Below are 12,967 nucleotides of genomic sequence, written 5' to 3' on the forward strand. Positions count from 1 at the left end.
CGATAACTCCATCAACTGATTGTAAAGCCATCTGGCGGCGGTGTCTACCTCGTCAGACAAGACTTCGCTGTCGAGGTGCCTCTGTTTTTGGGGAATAGATCCCGGTTTCGGACCGTTCATATGGGTCGAATTCGTCTTGAATTTCTCCCACGAGTTCTTCGAGGATGTCTTCCATCGTCAACAGGCCGCAGGTCCCGCCGTGCTCGTCGATGACAATCGCCATTTGGCTGCGCTTTTTTTGCATCAGACGCAGGATATGGCTGATTTCCATCGTCTCGGGCACTGTCAGCAGCGGGCGAAGAATAGGCTGCAGACCATGCTGATTTTTCGACATTGCCTGCAGATAAAAATCTGATGCGTGAACGAAGCCAATCAAACCATTCTTGTCTTTGTGTGCCACGGGAAAGCGGGAATGGCGATAGGTGCGGACGACCTGCAAATTTTTTTCATAGGGGTCCTGATCGCAGAGGCAGATCATATCGTGGTGCGGAACCATGATTTCCCGGGCAAGACGTTCTGAAAAAGAAAAAATGTTATCCACAAGGGCCAGCTCTGTCTGGTCAATGTGACCACTCTGGTGGCTTTGGCTGATGAGCTGCCGAATTTCTTCTTCCGTGTGAGCGGACTCATGCTTGGTCACAGGCTCGATCCCGGCCAGACGCAGAAGGAGGGAGGCGGCACCGTTCAAGAGGCGGATGACAGGTGAAGCCAGCGTGTATACCCAAATCAACGGCGCTGCCACCGACATGGAGGTGTGTTCCGCCTTCTGGATCGCAATAGTTTTCGGGGCGATTTCTCCAAAGACGATATGCACATACGCAATCAAGGCAAAGGCGAGTACCAGGGAGATGGGCTCTGTGAAGTGAAGCGGCATCTGCAGCCATGCCAGGATGGGCTGGATGAAGGAGGATATGACAGGTTCGCCCATCCAGCCCAATCCGAGCGAAGCGATGGTAATGCCAAGCTGGCAGGCGGACAAGTAGGCGTCCAATTGCCGTGTCACTTTTTGCGCGTTTTGGGCCTGCTTGTTTTTTCCTTCTTTAACGAGTTGCGTGAGACGTGTTTGGCGGACTTTGACCAATGCGTATTCTGCCGCGACAAAAAAAGCGTTGAGAAGCACAAGGAAGATGACAAGCAGCAGATACAGGGCAAATTCCCCGATCGGACTCTCCAAGACCAGCTCCAGCTTCCGTCTTGGGAAGCGTGGAGATCTCACCTCCGTGAGCAGGAATGTACTTTCATTTATACGTTCTGATGCACAAAACATTCGACAACGGTGATTCAAGCAGGAGATATGCCACTCGAGAAAACTTCCTGAGGACTACCTGTTTCCATCGAATCATACACATAGAGGAGGACGTTTCGGGGAGGGGAGGATATGTATTGGCTGCCTAAAACATCAGCGATCTTGACTGGCAGTCTGCTGGTCGCACTCGGAGTCAATCTCTTTCTCGTCCCCCACAGGCTTTTGGAAGGCGGAATGATCGGGATTGGCTTATTGGCGACGTACTATCTGCAGATTCCTGCAGGTATGGTGATCATCGGGGCAAGCATCCCGGTTTTTGTCCTCGTATTTGTTTTTGATCGACGACTCTTTTATCACAGCTTTCTTGGCATGCTCATCTCGTCCTGGTTTATTGATGTTTTTTCGTTTCTGAGACCCTACAACGTCTGGTCGACCGCCAGTTCTGCAGTGATCGGAGGAAGCCTGATCGGCACGGGTGTGGGTCTCATGCTCGCTTACGAGACGAACACCGGAGGGACCGATCTCTTGGCGCAATTTTTTGCCCGACGGTACAAGCTCCCGGTAGCGTTGCTAATACTCGGGATCGACGGCATCATCGTAGGCAGCTCGCTGCAGGCCGTCGGCGTAGAGCGGATGGTCTATTCCTTTTTTACGATCTTGGCCGTCGCAGCGACGACGCATCGATTCAGCAGGATTCGCCGCCCGCATGCGCCCTATACGATCATTGGCCCGCTTCATTCCGTCCGGGCCAAGCGAACCCTCTGCTCGATTGCCCCGACAGAACGCGACGCGCTCGATCCGAATTCGAGGAAGTCAAATCTGAGAGCGGAAAAGGGATGGGGCAAAAAGTGGAGAAACTAAATAGGAAAAGCGAGGAAAGAAGGACGACAAAATGGCAACCCATACCCCTGTCATGGTGCGGGATCGAGTCGGGTATTTTCCCGGTCATGTCAATATTGGGCTGGTTCTTGGAAAAAGCGGCGCGATCCTGATCGATTCCGGTCTGGATACCCAGACGGCCAAGAAAATCAAAAAAGGGCTGGAGACTATCGCCCAGCCCTTGTACGCGATCCTGCAAACACATGCCCATGCCGATCATTTCGGCGGCAATGCCTACCTGCTCAGTTGTTGGCCTGAGGCAAAAGTGTACGCTCCGCCTTTGGAAGAGGCGGTCATTCGTTACCCCATACTCGAACCGATATATTTGAGCATGGGGGCTGAACCACTCGACGTGCTGCGCAATAAATTTCTTCTCGCTCCTGCTTCGCGGGTGGATCACCTCCTTCCCATAGAGGGTGAAGTGGAGATTGACGGTGTCGGAATGACCATCCTTTCTCTGCCGGGGCATAGCTGGCAGCAGGTCGGTGTGGTGTGCGACGAGATTTGCTTTGCCGCCGACAGTTATTTGGGTGAATCCGTATTGGAAAAACATAAGCTTCCGTTTCTCGTAGACGTGCATGAGACGATGCTCAGCCTGGCCAAGCTGGAGCAGACCCGATATGCCGGGTACTTGCCGGGTCACGGACCCTATACCACCTCCGCCCAAGAGATTCAGGATGTGCTGAGAAAAAACAAGGAGTGGCACGGGCGAATCTGCAGCGTTCTCGAAGGAATTTTGACAGAGGAGCGCACACTTGAGGATGCCTTGGCTGCTTTGTGCGAGCACCTGGAGATCCGCATCGAAAACGCTTCCAACTATGTGTTGTTGCGAACTGCCTTAATGGGTTATTTGGTCGGGTTGTTCCGTGAAGAAAGGGTAACGTACCGAATCGCAGAAAACAGGTGGTTATGGGGCAAAAAAGACTTGCTTCAGACGGATGCAGAGGGAGACGACAAATAATCGGCGATCTCAGCAAGTTTGTGCTCTGCAGCTTCTCGGACTGATTTTGGAATAAAGAAAAATTCCTCGGTCTCGATGCTCATCATGAACTCTGCTTCCAGATAGGGATGACCCAATTTGACAGTCTGCTCTCCTTTGCCTGTGTCTTGACTGGAGAAGTTCGTGGGAATGCGGAGAAAATAGGTGCTGCTGCTTGCGGAGTCGTAAATGACGACATCATACGTGGGCATACTGTCGCCCCCTGATCGTTGAAAGCCCTGCTGCCTCAACATCTTGTCGACATAGGAGAGTGGCTGCACGACACCGGTCAGGGTTTTGTTTTTTAACCGCATGGTCATCCTCCTTGACTTTCCCTTATCAAACGGGTTTGCTACCATCCTATGTAGGGGCTTCATGATTCAGACTTGAGAAAAAGAAAAGAAGGAGTGGACGAAAACATGCAGCAAAACGCGGATCTGCATACCCATACGACAGCGTCAGACGGCACATGTGATCCGAGGGAAAATGTGCGGATCGCCAAGGAAGCGGGGCTGGCTGCGCTCGCGATCACGGATCATGACACTGTGGCCGGCATCGCCGAGGCGAAGGAAGCCGGAGCTGCGCTTGGAATCGAAGTGATACCGGGAGTGGAGATCAGCTCCGTGGCTCGGGGGCAGGATATTCATGTGCTTGGCTTTTTTGTACCGTATGAGGATGCTTCGTTCCAGGAAAAACTGGTCGGCTTGCGCGAGACGCGGCACGAGCGGAACAAGCTGCTGATCAACAAGCTTCAAGAGCTGGGTATCGCGATCAAGCTGGAGGATGTGTACAAGCGCAAAGAGGGAACGGATAAGAACATCGGGCGTCCGCATATCGCAGAAGAGCTAATGGAGCTGGGGGTCGTCAGCTCGATCGAGGAAGCATTCGACAAGTACTTGGGCAAAGGCGGGGCTGCCTATGTGAATCCGCCGCGCATCACCCCCCAGGAGGCGATCACGCTGATTCGGGAAGCGGGAGGAGTGGCCGTGCTGGCTCATCCCGGACTCTACGACGATGATGAGCTGGTCAAGGAGTTGATCGAATTCGGGCTGGACGGGATTGAGGTATTCCATCCGGACAATTCGCAGAATCAACGTGAGGTGTACCGAAAATGGGCAGAGGAGTTTGATCTGCTCGTAACCGGAGGGTCGGATTTTCACGGTTGGCGTGGAGAAGAGCCTTTTCACGCCATGCTGGGATCGCATACTGTGCATGCAGCTGTCGTGGAAAGCATGCGGGAGATTGCAAATCAGCGCCGCAAATAGCGTTGTCTTTCAGTAGAAAATGGAATCCCCGTCGCCAGGGATCACGGCAGCGACGGGGATTTTTTGTGCAGGAATTAGGCCTACAATGATTTCACCATAGCGATATGCTCAATGCCGGCTTCGTCAAACACATCTCCATGGGGCTCATAGCCAAGCTTTTCATAAAAGCGTTGGGCATGTGTCTGCGCATTGAGCTTGAGGGTCTGGAAGCCTTGTTTTTTTGCGGTTTCTTCCATGGCCAACATGATTTGTCGGCCCAAGCCTGTCCCGCGTTCTGTTTTGCTGACGGCGACACGCTCTACTTTTCCGACTCCGGGGGCATATGGACGAAGGCGGCTGGCTCCTACGGGCTCCTCCCCCCGATAAGCGACAAAATGGATCGTACCGCTGCCTGGCGTATCGTGCTCGTCGATCTCAAGATTTTCCGGTACTTCCTGTTCCTCGATGAAGACGATTTTGCGGACGGACATGGCGTCCGCCATTTCTTTTTCAGATTGTACGGTTTGGATCTGGTAGAGAGAATTCATGTAAATAACACGTCCTTTATGCGATCAAGAGCCCCTCCCTGCGTGGACTGCGAGGAGGGGCAGTTGCGGGATCCACTTATTTTTTCAGAAGGAAGGTCTGGTAAACGCTCCAAATACCATCTTCGAGCTGGTAGACCAGGTGGAAGCGATCCACTTCTGCGGTCAGATCGAACTTGACCATGCTCAATTGCCCCGTTACGTCACGCAGCTCATCGTCGGACAGATCGCGCCCGATGGTCAGATGCGGAACGAATGCATAGGTTTCTTTTTCATCGACATTTTTCACGATCTTTTGGTGCAGCTCGGTGAAAGGCTCCTTGTTTTGCACCGCTAGAAAGATGACATTATTCGTCGGGTGGAAGGTAGAGACACGGTGGAATTGAGCGGTAAAGGGATGGGTAGATGCGGCTACCTGCTCCAGGTGTTCAACCAGCAAGGGCAGCTTGGATTCGTCCAACTCGAAGGCTTCTTTCAGGCGAATATATGGCGGTATCAAAGAATACGCGGGGTCGTAACGTTTCCGGTATGAGTTGGCTACTTCCTGAACTTTGCTGGATGGGAAAACGACAATACTGTATTTCATCAGAACCACTCCTCCTTTGCTCTCTTATGAGCGTCTAGCATGCCTGTATTTTAACAGAAAATTCTTCATTTGTGTAATGTTACGCTCGGGTCCGTATAGAATGCGGTCGGCAGGAGAGACTGAGAAGGTAAGGAGGTGGCGTTCGTTTTGCATGTAGCCATGATGATCACTTTCATTTTTCTCGTCCTGCTCCTGTTGTCTGTACTTACCTTCACCATCTTGTCCATTATTCGCAAGGTAGAATTCGAAGAGGCTCTTGTCACACCCGTCAAAGAGAAAAGCCCGCAAGAAGAACAGACACGGTAAGTTTACCCCAAAAGCGTCTGCAGCATACGGGGGAGATGGGCTTGCCAGTGGCCCCAAGTGTGGTCGCCCTCAAAGGTCTCATAGACCAGGGTGACCATTTTTGTTTGCAAAATAGCGTAAAGCTCCTCATTGGAAGCGACCAGGTCCAGCGGTCCTCTCGAGCTTTCTACTGCGGTCTCGTCGTTGCCGATCTGCAAATACAGGGAGAGTGGAACGGACAGGTCGGTTTGGGACACGCGGTGGTTCAAATTTGGGTCCATGGCAATGGATTGGCTGGCTACCTGCCCAAACGTATGGGGATACGCCAGGGCGGTAAATAGGGAAACGACACCCCCGAGGGAAGCCCCGACCAATGTCCTGCCATTCCCAAGCGGATGCGTCGAGTAGCGGCTGTCGATGTATCGGACGACTTCTTCAGCCAAAAAGCGGCGGTAGGCAATATGTTCGGCACCGTCGGGATGGTAGCGGGAAGTTCGTTTTTCTTTTGTTACTGGCAAAAAGACCGCGATGAGATCGGGCAGTTCTTTTTGCAAAATTAGTTCGTCCAGCATGGTGGCCATTTTGCCCAAAGAAAGGTAATCAGCCCCATCCTGGACGTAGAGGACGGGATAGGAGTAGAGCGGCGAATAGCGCTGCGGTGTATAGACGATCAGGGTCTCCGGCGTTCCCAGATGCCGGCTGTCCAAGATAATTTCCTCAAGCGGCAAGATGATGTCCTCCCTTCGGGATGTTTCTGCTTTTGGTGCTTATTATACAGGAGCAATCAGCGTTTCCATACCTTTTGTATGGAGTCCCCTTAAGAGTTGGGGACGTCTGGAGATGGGAGGGGGGAGGTGCGGAGATGATTTGTTCAAATTTGTCGCAATTTTACTATCGTATGATAATATGGTAAAGAACGACTTCACAAGTATGGTTTTGGAAGGGGTTGTCCCGTCATGAAAAAACAAGTACACAGTATAGAAGTTCGAAACGCTGCCCTCGCTCGTCTGGAGGAGAGGGGAGTGACCATAAAGGATATAGCTGAGATTGTATATGAGATGCAAGCGCCGTATCACCCTGAGCTGACGCTGGAACCGTGCATCGAGAGCGTGAAGGCCGTATTGGAAAAACGGGAGATGCAGCATGCCATTCTCGTCGGTATCGAGTTGGATACGTTGGCGGAGAAGGGAATGCTGTCCGAGCCGCTTCAGTCGATTATCGCGCAGGATGAAGGATTGTTTGGGTGTGACGAGACGCTTGCGATCGGGTCGGTGTTTGCCTATGGAAGTATTGCGGTGACGACCTTCGGTCATTTGGATAAGCATAAGATCGGGGTTATTAATAAGCTGGATACGACGCTGGCCGAGGATGGTCAGGTGCATACCTTTTTAGATGATTTGGTGGCGAGTGTCGCGGCGAATGCTTCTAGTCGGATGGCGCATCGGATGAGGGATGAGCAGGAGGCTGCGGCGGCTAGGGCTGAGGCCGAAGCGTTGGCGGAGATTCGTGTGGAAGGGAAGAAGGGTGATGGGGAGGAGCAGGCTGGGTAGGGGGAGTAGGTAACGACAGCACTTGCGTGCTTTGTTAGTAGGGAAAGAAGATAAGAGGGAGTTATTTCGCAAGGGGCTTCATTCGGAGCATCTCTTAGGTGGTGGTTCGGGATGGGGAGACTTGCAAGATGGCTCCTTTTTGCTGCACTTGCGTGCAGTTTTCTAGGGAAAAAGGAAGGTGGAAAGCCGTTCTTTTGGTGGGAGTGAAAAAATTTACAAAAAATCGTTTTTTCCTCTTGAAATCGTTTTTGGGATCATGTATAGTAATACATGTGATCGACGTCCGGTGCGATTCGGGCCCTTAGCTCAGTTGGTCAGAGCGGTCGGCTCATAACCGATTGGTCGTAGGTTCGAGTCCTACAGGGCCCACCATTTAAACGAGTACATAATGGTTAATGATCACATCATATCCCATGATCCGGTAGCTCAGTTGGGAGAGCACCATCTTGACAGGGTGGGGGTCGCTGGTTCGAACCCAGTCCGGATCACCATAACAGAAACGCCAAAAGCCTTGAAAATCAAGGCTTTTTTTGTTGTAATAACCGCCTGAAAAAGACTAATACAGGCGTCAAAACTCATAATTGGGGACGGGCTGGGGACGAATTTTTTGGCCGTTGTGACCATCAGGCCTTTTTACTTTTCGGCTGACTGTCGAAGAGAGATTCAAAATGTTTAGCAGCCTCCTGGTCAGCAGATCGTAAAGCGTGACCATAAATGTTCATGGTCGTAAGGATGTTAGCATGTCCGAGACGTTCTGAAATGATCTTGGCATGGACACCTTTGTTAATAAGAAGAGTGGCCGAAGTATGTCGCAAATCGTGAAAACGGATGTACTTCAGCTTGTGCCGCTTCGTAAAACGTGACCACCAAGTCTTTACGCTGGAAGGGTAAAGTGGTTTTCCGTTCCAGGAGGAAAAGACGAAGAATCGATCGCCACCTTCCCATAGTTCCTCTGATTGCATCCGTTCCTTGCTAGTCTGAACTTTCAACGCCTTCAGATCATGATATAAACTTGGGGGAATGGACACGATCCGGACCGAATTTTTTGTCTTTGGTTCCTTTACAACGTAGCCGATCCCCTTCACGTAAGTAAGCGATTGGCGGACATCAATGGTACCGGCCTCCAGGTCAACATTTTTCCACTCCAATCCAAGAAGTTCTCCTCTTCTCAGGCCAGTTGTCAGTGCCAAGGCAATCATGACTCTCCACATCAGCTTTTCACGTTCCAATGCCAAGAACAGTTGGTGAGCTTCGGCTTCGTCATATACGCTCATTTCGGCCTGTTCAACTTTCGGCTTCTTTATCCCGTCCATAGGGCTTGTTTTAATTACCTTCCACTCAACAGCACGGTTAAATATATTTTTCAAGACGCGGTGGATATATTCGATCATCCCAGACGATAACTTTCCCTCCTTGCCGTCTTTCCGGGAGCCTTCTTCTTCAAGTTTTTTTATAAAGGTGACGATGTGGAGAGGTTTGATCTGATCGAGACGCATGTGGCCGAATTCAGGAATAATCCGGTTATTAATTTGGATCAGATAGTTCTCTAATGTTTTAGCACTTAGTTCTCGTTTGGCATACTTTTCTCTCCATTCGTCAACAAACCCAGCCAATGTCATCTTTTCGGGGGAAATATACTCACCGGCCTCAACCTCCATCTTGAATTTAAGCCACTCACTTTCCAGATATTCTCTGAGCTTCTTCGTTGTTTTCAATAACGCCTGATCTTCAACCTTGATGACTTTTCTTTCGCGCAACCGTTCTCCATTAGGTCCATACCCCAATTCAACGGTTAAACGCCAAGAATTAGCGCCGCGTTTTTCAATGCTTGCCATGTTTGGTTCACCTCCATGGATTCATCTGCAGGATTTCTTCGAGATCTGCCACCTGCAGCATCAGAAATTCGGCATCCCAATAATCTAGCATGTTTTCCGTCGCGCGCCTACGGAGAGGGTCAAGCCGAATCCCGAACTTCCCTGGTTTATCTTCGCTCACGGTCAGATCTGCAAGCGTCACCGTTATCCCCATGCTGTCCGACGAGAAATCTTCCGCTCCCTGTCGTTGGAAGGGAGCAGCTATGGGGATATAGGCTATATCTTTGTTCCAATCAAGTTCCCCCTTCCGAAAATTGATGACGTACCAGAGCGGGGCCAGCTCCCCCTCGAAATAATCGTAAAAAACTGCAATTTTCATCGTATTACAACTCCTTGTCCTTTTTGAAATTTTCTTTTTATTGCAGTCAGAAAGAGCCTTTTTGTTTCGTCTGACCAGTTTGTGGGATCTGCTTTGCTGTACTGACTCTGAAGATAGGTAGCAATCCTCTGACTGTATTCTTCCTGGCTGATACGGCCTCTTATCTGATTGAATCGACGGGTCGCCAGAGAAACGGGAACATTGAACGTATGAGCCAAATACAAAGGAATTTCATTCTCGTAGACCGGCAAAACAAGTTCCTGGACCATGAAGAAGGGAATTGCTGCATACTGCTGGAACAGGGAGGCTTGCATCTCCTGTAGGTCCCGGAAAGTCTTGGGGAGAGTCCTCTGATCACCTACGTGACGGAGTGGATGGCATAACTCATGAAAAAATTCACTCCGCAAAGAAGGCTCGTCCAAACGAGAGTCGAGAATGATCATGAAATCATTAAAGCCATCGTCAATCCAACGGGCATGAGATTTTGTCGGGAGATAGGAAATTTCACCCCCAAAAATGTTTGCAATCCGGTGAATATCAAGGTCTTCTGGCGTGAAGATGGAATGTGCGAGGTATTTTTCAGCAATCCATTCCTCAAGTGGTGTCATTTTGTAGAGTGTTAGATTCATTGAATACCCCTCCTGACAAAACGTATGTTCGTATATATAGGTGAAAATAATAGCCCAAAGGGCTATGAAGGCTAAACTAGAATAAAGGATTATTTTTCCCGTTCCTTCGCTCTTCTTTCTTTCATCCTACGGAACAGTTCCAAGCTTTCTTTCAAATACTCGGCTTCCTCTTCGGTAAGATCTTCCCCGCCAGTAATAAAGGCAAGGCCCATGCGTGCCTCTTTATCGTCCTTTTTGTCGGAAGAGGAGGGGGAGTCTATTCGTTCTGGGTTGTCAGTCACACCAAGAAGCCAATCAACCGAACAGTTGTACACTTTAGCTATTCTCGTCAGCGTCTCTTTGTCAGGAGATCTATAATCCCGTTCGTAATTGGATACAACTTGAGATGATATGCCAAGTCTCTCAGCTGCTTGGGATTGCGTCCAACCTCGCTGTACCCTTGCAGGTAACCGCGTACGTGAAGAGTTTGACGGACGGCCAATTTATCCAGTCTTCCCCCATGTGGCAAGGTCTCAAAGTCAATCTGGGAACTTCCGCAAGACTGCAGGTGGGCAATGTGGATGTGATCGTTGCTTCCGTCAGATCGCAGACGTTCGATGAACAGGTCTTTCTGCTTCATGGAATCGATGTGACAAAATATAAAATTGTTGCATTAAAATCAAGTCAGCATTTCCGCGCTGCTTTTCAGTCCATTGCCAAGGAAATTCTAACCGTCGATTCACCCGGATTAAGCACGTGTGATTTCTCGTCATTTGCATACAAGCGTATCGCTCGACCTGTGTTTCCTTTGGATTCCGTGCCTGATTTTGCGTAAGAAACGTGCAGGAGAGGGGTTCGAATGATGAAGCGAACAGAACGGTTATTTGCGAGGCTGGAAGAAATCTATCCGGATTTGGTCCAGTTTCGAAGGGATCTTCACATGTACCCGGAGCTATCGTTTCAGGAAGTGAACACGCCCAGGAAAATTGCCGACACCTTACGCGCACTTGGTTTGGAGGTAAAGACCGGTGTGGGAGGAAACGGGGTTGTCGGATTGTTGCGAGGCGGGAAGCCCGGCAAAACGGTGGCATTGCGAGCGGATTTTGATGCACTACCGATTCAAGACGAGAAAGAAGTCGCGTACAAGTCCAGAATTCCCGGGGTCATGCATGCGTGTGGCCACGATGTCCATACGGCAGCCTTGCTGGGAGTTGCCAGAGTGCTTGGCGAAGTGAAAGAAGAATTGGAAGGAAATGTCGTCTTTATCCATCAGTTCGCCGAAGAAAAGCTACCCGGAGGTGCCATGTCCATGATTGAAGACGGATGTCTGGACGGGGTCGATGTGATTTATGGAGCCCATGTATGGTCGACGGACCCGATTGGAACCGTGGGTGTGGGAGAAGGGCCTCTGATGGCGGCCTCGGACTTTTTTGAAATTGAAATTTTTGGAAAAGGCGGACACGGAGCGTATCCTCATCTTGCTGTCGATCCTCTTGTCGTAGGAAGCCAGCTGGTTTTGAATTTGCAGCAGATCGTAAGCCGTCGCGTCAATCCGTTGAAACCTGCAGTGGTGACGGTCGGTTCCATTCACGGTGGCCAGGCTGCCAATGTCATCCCGCATTCCGTTACCATCACGGGAACCGTCCGCAGTTTCGATGAGGATGTGCGTGATTTGATTGAAGAATCGATTCGGCAAATCACCTTATCCACCTGCGAGGGGGCAGGAGCCACCTCAAGGCTGGAATACACCAGAGGCTATCCGGCACTCGTCAACCATGCCAAGGAAACGAAAAAAATCGAAGAACTGGCAAAAACACTTGTTGGCGAGGAGAATGTAAAACGGATGGAGCCTGTCATGGGAGGAGAAGATTTTTCCTACTACCTGCAGAAGGTGCCGGGAACCTTTTTCTTCGTCGGTGGCCAAAATCAAGAGATTGGAGCGAGCTATCCGCATCACCATCCCAAATTTGATGTGGATGAGCGTTCGATGCTGACAATCGGGAAATTGTTTATTTCCGCCGTTTTGCAATCCTAAGAGATAGCGAACACGAAAGAATGAGGGCAAATCAGCCCTCATTCTTTCGTGTTCAGATGAATGTTGCGCGAAGGGGAAGATCACGCTTACATAAAAATGGAAAAACATGCCGGGAAAATATTTCAACATGTCATGTCATGACGGGGCGTCTGGATCGCAGTTGGAGCTTGTCTTGTTTTGCGAGATCGGAATATTAAGTTTATGCATTCGATTGTACAACGTCTTGCGGGAGATCCCCAGTCTTTTCGCGGCCGCTTGTTTGTTTCCGTTCTCCAACTCCAGCGCGTGCTGGATCACGTTTCGGTCGTGTTGATCCCGCTCCTCCCGCAGCTGCAGCAAGTCCGAGCCCAACAGAGCCGGATTTGTTTTGGGTTGTGTGGCAGGTGAAAACGGCAGGTACTCTTCGTTGATCATCCCGTCTGTAGCAAAAACCACCATCCGCTCCACCGTGTTGCGCAGTTCCCGGATATTGCCCGGCCAGTGGTAATCCAGCAGATGATGCATCAGGTTGGGAGAGATGGCTTGAATCGGGCGGTTGTATTGCATGGAAAATTCGTACAAAAAGAACTGAAACAGTTCAATGATGTCTTCTTTTCGTTCCCGGAGCGGCGGGATGGTCAGACTGAACACGTTTAATCGATAGTACAAATCCTCGCGAAACTTTCCTTCGGCGATGAGCGATGCCAAATCTCGATTGGTAGCGGCGACCACCCGAAAATCTGCTTCCATTTTTTTCGTGCCGCCAACGGGATAATAGGCTTTTTCTTGCAGGACACGCAGCAGCTTGACCTGCATATCGAGGGGCATTTCGCCGATC

The 12,967-nt window shown here is 50.4% G+C and carries 16 protein-coding genes, 2 tRNA genes and 2 pseudogenes; 9 read left to right on the top strand and 11 right to left on the bottom strand.

The window, feature by feature from the left end; all coding sequences use genetic code 11:
* Nucleotides 1-52 precede the first annotated feature (52 nt).
* The gene (locus EDM58_RS23055; protein WP_425455635.1) at nt 53-1,174 is read right to left on the bottom strand and encodes a hemolysin family protein; all 1,122 of its coding nucleotides are present in this window, start codon (nt 1,172-1,174) and stop codon (nt 53-55) included.
* Nucleotides 1,175-1,378: 204 nt separating this feature from the next.
* Between EDM58_RS23055 and EDM58_RS23060 the strand changes: the two genes are divergently transcribed.
* Nucleotides 1,379-2,107 (top strand): YitT family protein, encoded by a 729-nt coding sequence (locus tag EDM58_RS23060; protein WP_122915415.1) that lies wholly within the window; start codon nt 1,379-1,381, stop codon nt 2,105-2,107.
* Between the two features lie 31 nt (nt 2,108-2,138).
* A complete protein-coding gene (locus EDM58_RS23065) occupies nt 2,139-3,086 on the top strand; it encodes an MBL fold metallo-hydrolase (protein WP_246000996.1) in 948 nt (315 codons plus the stop codon).
* On the opposite strand, the gene EDM58_RS23070 is transcribed toward EDM58_RS23065, so the two are convergent.
* Entirely contained in the window at nt 3,056-3,418 is a 363-nt protein-coding gene (locus EDM58_RS23070; protein ID WP_023557622.1) for a hypothetical protein, read from the bottom strand. The genes EDM58_RS23065 and EDM58_RS23070 overlap by 31 nt on opposite strands.
* A gap of 105 nt (nt 3,419-3,523) precedes the next feature.
* Between EDM58_RS23070 and EDM58_RS23075 the strand changes: the two genes are divergently transcribed.
* Nucleotides 3,524-4,369, top strand: coding sequence for a PHP domain-containing protein (locus tag EDM58_RS23075; protein WP_122915416.1), 846 nt, complete (start codon nt 3,524-3,526; stop codon nt 4,367-4,369).
* Nucleotides 4,370-4,449: 80 nt separating this feature from the next.
* Here EDM58_RS23075 and EDM58_RS23080 read toward each other — a convergent pair whose 3' ends face one another.
* Complete coding sequence (locus EDM58_RS23080; RefSeq protein WP_122915417.1) at nt 4,450-4,896, bottom strand: GNAT family N-acetyltransferase; 447 nt, start codon at nt 4,894-4,896, stop codon at nt 4,450-4,452.
* A gap of 76 nt (nt 4,897-4,972) precedes the next feature.
* Nucleotides 4,973-5,479 carry a 2'-5' RNA ligase family protein gene (locus tag EDM58_RS23085; protein WP_122915418.1) on the bottom strand — a complete coding sequence of 169 codons (507 nt, stop codon included), beginning with the start codon at nt 5,477-5,479 and terminating at the stop codon, nt 4,973-4,975.
* 135 nt (nt 5,480-5,614) lie between these two features.
* Between EDM58_RS23085 and EDM58_RS25930 the strand changes: the two genes are divergently transcribed.
* Entirely contained in the window at nt 5,615-5,785 is a 171-nt protein-coding gene (locus tag EDM58_RS25930; RefSeq protein ID WP_183187605.1) for a hypothetical protein, read from the top strand.
* A 2-nt stretch (nt 5,786-5,787) separates the two neighbouring features.
* Here EDM58_RS25930 and EDM58_RS23090 read toward each other — a convergent pair whose 3' ends face one another.
* Nucleotides 5,788-6,492, bottom strand: a complete 705-nt coding sequence (locus tag EDM58_RS23090) for an alpha/beta hydrolase (protein WP_122915419.1) — start codon at nt 6,490-6,492, stop codon at nt 5,788-5,790.
* A gap of 228 nt (nt 6,493-6,720) precedes the next feature.
* On the opposite strand from EDM58_RS23090, the gene EDM58_RS23095 reads away from it, so the two are divergent.
* The 3 genes from EDM58_RS23095 (at nt 6,721) to EDM58_RS23105 (ending at nt 7,805) form a co-directional block, all read left to right on the top strand.
* A complete protein-coding gene (locus EDM58_RS23095) occupies nt 6,721-7,314 on the top strand; it encodes a phosphatidylglycerophosphatase A family protein (RefSeq protein WP_122915420.1) in 594 nt (197 codons plus the stop codon).
* Between the two features lie 295 nt (nt 7,315-7,609).
* Nucleotides 7,610-7,686: transfer RNA gene (locus EDM58_RS23100), tRNA-Ile, on the top strand.
* A 43-nt stretch (nt 7,687-7,729) separates the two neighbouring features.
* A tRNA-Val gene (locus tag EDM58_RS23105) sits at nt 7,730-7,805 on the top strand.
* A gap of 132 nt (nt 7,806-7,937) precedes the next feature.
* On the opposite strand, the gene EDM58_RS23110 is transcribed toward EDM58_RS23105, so the two are convergent.
* The 5 genes and pseudogenes from EDM58_RS23110 to EDM58_RS26505 all read right to left on the bottom strand — a co-directional run.
* Complete coding sequence (locus EDM58_RS23110; RefSeq protein WP_122915421.1) at nt 7,938-9,149, bottom strand: site-specific integrase; 1,212 nt, start codon at nt 9,147-9,149, stop codon at nt 7,938-7,940.
* Nucleotides 9,150-9,156: 7 nt separating this feature from the next.
* Nucleotides 9,157-9,507, bottom strand: a complete 351-nt coding sequence (locus EDM58_RS23115; RefSeq protein WP_024983301.1) for a hypothetical protein — start codon at nt 9,505-9,507, stop codon at nt 9,157-9,159.
* The gene (locus tag EDM58_RS23120; RefSeq protein ID WP_122915422.1) at nt 9,504-10,136 is read right to left on the bottom strand and encodes an ImmA/IrrE family metallo-endopeptidase; all 633 of its coding nucleotides are present in this window, start codon (nt 10,134-10,136) and stop codon (nt 9,504-9,506) included. Before EDM58_RS23120 ends, EDM58_RS23115 begins: the two co-directional genes overlap by 4 nt.
* A gap of 89 nt (nt 10,137-10,225) precedes the next feature.
* Entirely contained in the window at nt 10,226-10,348 is a 123-nt protein-coding gene (locus EDM58_RS26440) for a hypothetical protein (RefSeq protein ID WP_281275098.1), read from the bottom strand.
* 135 nt (nt 10,349-10,483) lie between these two features.
* Nucleotides 10,484-10,618, bottom strand: a pseudogene (locus EDM58_RS26505) (helix-turn-helix domain-containing protein); the annotation flags it as partial.
* On the opposite strand from EDM58_RS26505, the pseudogene EDM58_RS23130 reads away from it, so the two are divergent.
* A pseudogene (locus EDM58_RS23130) lies at nt 10,573-10,950 on the top strand (MlrC C-terminal domain-containing protein); the annotation flags it as partial. The pseudogenes EDM58_RS26505 and EDM58_RS23130 sit on opposite strands and share 46 nt — an antisense overlap.
* 24 nt (nt 10,951-10,974) lie before the next feature.
* Complete coding sequence (locus EDM58_RS23135; RefSeq protein ID WP_183187604.1) at nt 10,975-12,150, top strand: M20 metallopeptidase family protein; 1,176 nt, start codon at nt 10,975-10,977, stop codon at nt 12,148-12,150.
* Between the two features lie 135 nt (nt 12,151-12,285).
* On the opposite strand, the gene EDM58_RS23140 is transcribed toward EDM58_RS23135, so the two are convergent.
* On the bottom strand, nt 12,286-12,967 hold a 682-nt coding region (locus EDM58_RS23140), incomplete at its 5' end, for an AAA-type ATPase lid domain-containing protein (RefSeq protein ID WP_148039351.1).

Source organism: Brevibacillus panacihumi (genome assembly GCF_003710985.1).
In the GTDB taxonomy this organism is placed as follows: Bacteria; Bacillota; Bacilli; order Brevibacillales; family Brevibacillaceae; genus Brevibacillus; species Brevibacillus panacihumi.

Excerpts from the sequence above, each read along its gene's own strand:
- EDM58_RS23115 (WP_024983301.1), bottom strand. The coding sequence starts at position 9,507 with ATGAAAATTGCAGTTTTTTACGATTATTTCGAGGGGGAGCTGGCCCCG.
- EDM58_RS23060 (WP_122915415.1), top strand. The coding sequence starts at position 1,379 with ATGTATTGGCTGCCTAAAACATCAGCGATCTTGACTGGCAGTCTGCTG.
- EDM58_RS26440 (WP_281275098.1), bottom strand. The coding sequence starts at position 10,348 with ATGGGCCTTGCCTTTATTACTGGCGGGGAAGATCTTACCGAAGAGGAA.
- EDM58_RS23080 (WP_122915417.1), bottom strand. The coding sequence starts at position 4,896 with ATGAATTCTCTCTACCAGATCCAAACCGTACAATCTGAAAAAGAAATG.
- EDM58_RS23135 (WP_183187604.1), top strand. The coding sequence starts at position 10,975 with ATGATGAAGCGAACAGAACGGTTATTTGCGAGGCTGGAAGAAATCTAT.
- EDM58_RS23095 (WP_122915420.1), top strand. The coding sequence starts at position 6,721 with ATGAAAAAACAAGTACACAGTATAGAAGTTCGAAACGCTGCCCTCGCT.
- EDM58_RS23110 (WP_122915421.1), bottom strand. The coding sequence starts at position 9,149 with ATGGCAAGCATTGAAAAACGCGGCGCTAATTCTTGGCGTTTAACCGTT.
- EDM58_RS23070 (WP_023557622.1), bottom strand. The coding sequence starts at position 3,418 with ATGCGGTTAAAAAACAAAACCCTGACCGGTGTCGTGCAGCCACTCTCC.
- EDM58_RS23065 (WP_246000996.1), top strand. The coding sequence starts at position 2,139 with ATGGCAACCCATACCCCTGTCATGGTGCGGGATCGAGTCGGGTATTTT.
- EDM58_RS23075 (WP_122915416.1), top strand. The coding sequence starts at position 3,524 with ATGCAGCAAAACGCGGATCTGCATACCCATACGACAGCGTCAGACGGC.
- EDM58_RS23120 (WP_122915422.1), bottom strand. The coding sequence starts at position 10,136 with ATGAATCTAACACTCTACAAAATGACACCACTTGAGGAATGGATTGCT.
- EDM58_RS23085 (WP_122915418.1), bottom strand. The coding sequence starts at position 5,479 with ATGAAATACAGTATTGTCGTTTTCCCATCCAGCAAAGTTCAGGAAGTA.